At 63.1% G+C, this 3,502-nt stretch carries 3 protein-coding genes; all 3 read right to left on the reverse strand.

Annotated features, from left to right (window positions below; translation table 11 throughout):
- Window positions 1-755, reverse strand: a 755-nt coding sequence (locus tag EOB49_RS29450; protein WP_164781849.1) for an alpha/beta hydrolase, incomplete at its 3' end; no start/stop codon positions are given.
- 10 nt (window positions 756-765) lie between these two features.
- Window positions 766-2,247, reverse strand: coding sequence for an NAD-dependent succinate-semialdehyde dehydrogenase (locus EOB49_RS29455; protein ID WP_127383040.1), 1,482 nt, complete (start codon window positions 2,245-2,247; stop codon window positions 766-768).
- Window positions 2,248-2,263: 16 nt separating this feature from the next.
- A complete protein-coding gene (locus EOB49_RS29460) occupies window positions 2,264-3,490 on the reverse strand; it encodes an iron-containing alcohol dehydrogenase (protein ID WP_127383041.1) in 1,227 nt (408 codons plus the stop codon).
- Window positions 3,491-3,502 lie beyond the last annotated feature (12 nt).

A 3,502-nucleotide genomic window follows, 5' to 3' on the forward strand; every position in this document is an offset into this window, starting at 1 on the left:
CGCACGCTGTTCATGTGGTTTCGGTCATTCAGGCGGAGGTCGCAGACAAGGTGCCCCTGCGCGCGCAAGCGCTTTCCGAAGTCGGCGGCCTGCTGGTGAAAAGGTGACGTTTCCTGATCTCCGACGAGGATGGTCGCTGCCGTCTCCGGGTCATGCCACCGCGTCATTGGGGTGAAGGCAGCTGCCTCATCATCGGTGATTCCGATTAGCGGCTGGAGGAAGGACGTCTGAAGGGGCTTGAGGTCGTAAAGGCCGCCCAGCAGCAGCGCCGCACGTATGCGTGATGGCATTGGCGTCTTTTCGAACAGGAATGTGGCCAGGTGCGCACCCGCCGAATGACCACTTACGCTTAGCCGGGCAGGGTCACCGCCATAGGCGGCTATATTGTCCAGCACCCATTGTTTGGCACGCCGGATCTGGTCGACGATTGCCGCCATCCTGACTTCAGGCATCAGCGCATAGTCGACGATGACCGCGATCGCCCCAGCTTTGGTGACTGTGTTCGCTACATACGAATAGTCGCTCCTGGAGAACATGCGCCAGTAGCCACCATGGATGAAGATGTGCACGGGAAGGTCCCTGCGCTCGCCGGGCGGAAAGAACAGGTCCAATCTTTCGGCTTCGTCCTCGCCATAGGCGATACCAGCCGACATCGGCAGGGTAGCCCGGGTTTCGGCGCTGCGGCTTACTATGTCGGCCACGATATCGTCAAAGTCGGCCACATGGTCGCGCGTGCGGAAAGGGTCGTTTGACATGACTGCCGGTTCAGAAGGTGACGGCAATATATTTAGCCTCCATGAACTCGGCGATGCCGTGGTGCTGGCCGCCTTCGCGGCCAAGGCCGCTCTGCTTGACGCCTCCGAAAGGTGCTGCCGGATCCGACATCAGTCCCCGGTTGAGGCCGATCATGCCGGCCTCGATCCCCGACGCCACCCGCATGCCGCGCCCAACATCGCGTGTATATATGTAAGCGGCCAGGCCATATTCCGTGTTGTTGGCATGTGCGATGGCCTCGGCCTCGGTGTCGAAGCGCGTGATGGGTGCCACGGGGCCGAAAATCTCCTCGTGCGCCATCTCCGCATCGGGCGGCACATCGGACAGCACTGTGGGCGGATAGAAGAACCCTTCTTCCTCCGAAATCGCCCCGCCGCAAAGCACCTTGGCCCCCCGGCCCACGGCGTCCTTGACCAGGCGGTCGATCTTGTCGACAGCCTTTCTGGTGATCATCGGCCCGCATTCTGTGTCTGCATTCGGTCCCGCTCCCACCTTAAGTGCCGCCATGCGCTTGCGGAGCCCGTCGGCAAAAGCATCATAAATTCCCGATTGTACATAGAGGCGATTGGCGGCGGTGCAGGCTTCGCCGGCGTTGCGCATCTTGGCGATCATCGCGCCGTCGAGGGCGGCGTCGAGTTCGGCATCGTCGAAGACGACAAACGGGGCATTGCCGCCGAGTTCCATCGAACACGAAATGACATGCTTTGAAGCCTCGCCGAGCAAGGTTCGGCCGACACCCGTCGACCCCGTGAAGGACAGTTTCCTGACGCGTGGATCGGCGAGCATGGCCGAAGTCAGCGGCCCGGGACTGGTCGTGGTCAGCACGTTGACGACGCCGGCAGGCACGCCGGCTTCGCTGTAGAGTGCCGCCAGCGCATAGGCCGTCAGCGGTGTTTCACTTGCCGGCTTCAGGACGACAGTGCAGCCTGCCGCCAGCGCCGGCGCGATCTTGCGGGTCGCCATAGCGGCCGGAAAATTCCACGGTGTGATCAGCACGCAAATTCCGATCGGCTCATAATCGACCACGATGCGATTGCTGCCGGAGGGCGCGGTGCCGAACTCACCGGTGATGCGGACCGCTTCCTCAGCATTCCAACGGAAGAACTCGGCGGCGTACGCCACTTCGCCGCGCGCGTCGCGCAGCGCCTTGCCATTCTCCAGGGAGATCAGCATGGCAAGCGTTTCGGAGCGTTCGACCATGAGCTCAAAACAGCGCCGAAGGATTTCCGAGCGTTTGCGCGGCGCAGTTTCCCGCCATCCCTTAGCTGCTTTGGCCGCGGCCGCGACGGCGGCGGTGGCGTCCTCGACCGTCGCATCGGGAACTGCCGCGATCACCGCCCCGGAGGAGGGATCGACGACATCGATGAGCCGACCGTCGGAGGACGGCCGCCAAGTGCCGTCGATGTAAAGTCCGTGCGAAAAACCGCGCACGTCATAGCCATCCTGGTCGAGTTGCTGAGCCTTCAAATTCATCGCTTTGTTCCGTTTTTCACATAACGCAGGCTGCGAGGTCGCCGTCATGGGCAGCCTGGACGAGGCGTCGCATCGTGCCGAGATCGAAGGCACGCGGATTGTTCTTGATCAGGCGGTCGATGCCGAGCGCTTGCTCGGCTGTCCAGTCAAGCTTATCGGCGGGGAGGCCTAAATCCGCCAGTGTCGGCGTAATACCGATCGCCGCGAACAATCGCCTGATCTCCTCGATTGTGGCGGCTGCCATCTCGGCGGCGGTTCTGGCCTTGGTCTCCAAGCCAAGTGCCGCGCCGATCTCTGCCATCTCGTGAGCGGCGACGCGGCTGTTATAGGTCATCACGTAAGGCATCATTGTCGCCACGCCCAAACCATGGGCGGTGTGGGTGAGGGCGCCTGCCGGATATTGCACGGCATGTGCCGCCGCCGTGCCGGCGGTGCCGAACGCGCAGCCCGCCGCCAGAGCGCCCATCATGACATCGGCGCGCGCGTCGGCATCGGTGCCGTCGCTGCAGGCTTTCTCCAGGCTCCTGCCAAGCAGTTTTATCGCGAGCAACGCGAAATGGTCGGTCAGCGCAGTCTTGCCGATGAAGACATGCTGTTGCGGCAGATTGGGGTCTTCACCGCGCCGCATAGCGGTGAAGGCCTCGATCGCATGGGTCAAAGCGTCGGCGCCGGCGATCGCGGTCAGGCCAGGCGGACAGGTCATTGTCAACTCGGGATCGCACAGAGCGACGGCGGCGATAAGGTGAGGGCTCGATATGCCCACCTTGAGCGTCCGGTCCGGGTCGGAAATCACCGCGACCGGCGTCACCTCGGAGCCGGTGCCGGCCGTGGTGGGTACGGCGATCAGCGGCAGTGTCGGACCCGGCACCTTGAACTCCCCGTAATAGTCCTGGAGCTTGCCGCCATGGCTGAGAAGCAGGGTGGCGCATTTGGCGAAATCGAGACAGCTGCCGCCGCCGATGCCGATCACCATGTCCGGCCTGAACCCCTTCGCTTCCTCGACACAGATGCCGACCGTGTCGCGTGGCACGTCGGGCAGAACACGATCATGCACCAGAACCTCGATCGAGGCTGACTGAAGGGACTTGATGATGTCGGCGAATACCATTGTGCCCGCGAAACGCTCATCGGTGCAGACCAGCGCGCGTCGGCCGAACCGGGCGGCGACCGTCGGCAGCACAAGGCGCTGCCCCTTCCCGAACAGGATTTCACGCGGCAACCGCAGGGCGGCGAAGAGGGTCATGATCGGTCCTTT

The organism is Mesorhizobium sp. M7A.F.Ca.MR.148.00.0.0 (assembly GCF_003997735.1).
In the GTDB taxonomy this organism is placed as follows: Bacteria; Pseudomonadota; Alphaproteobacteria; order Rhizobiales; family Rhizobiaceae; genus Mesorhizobium.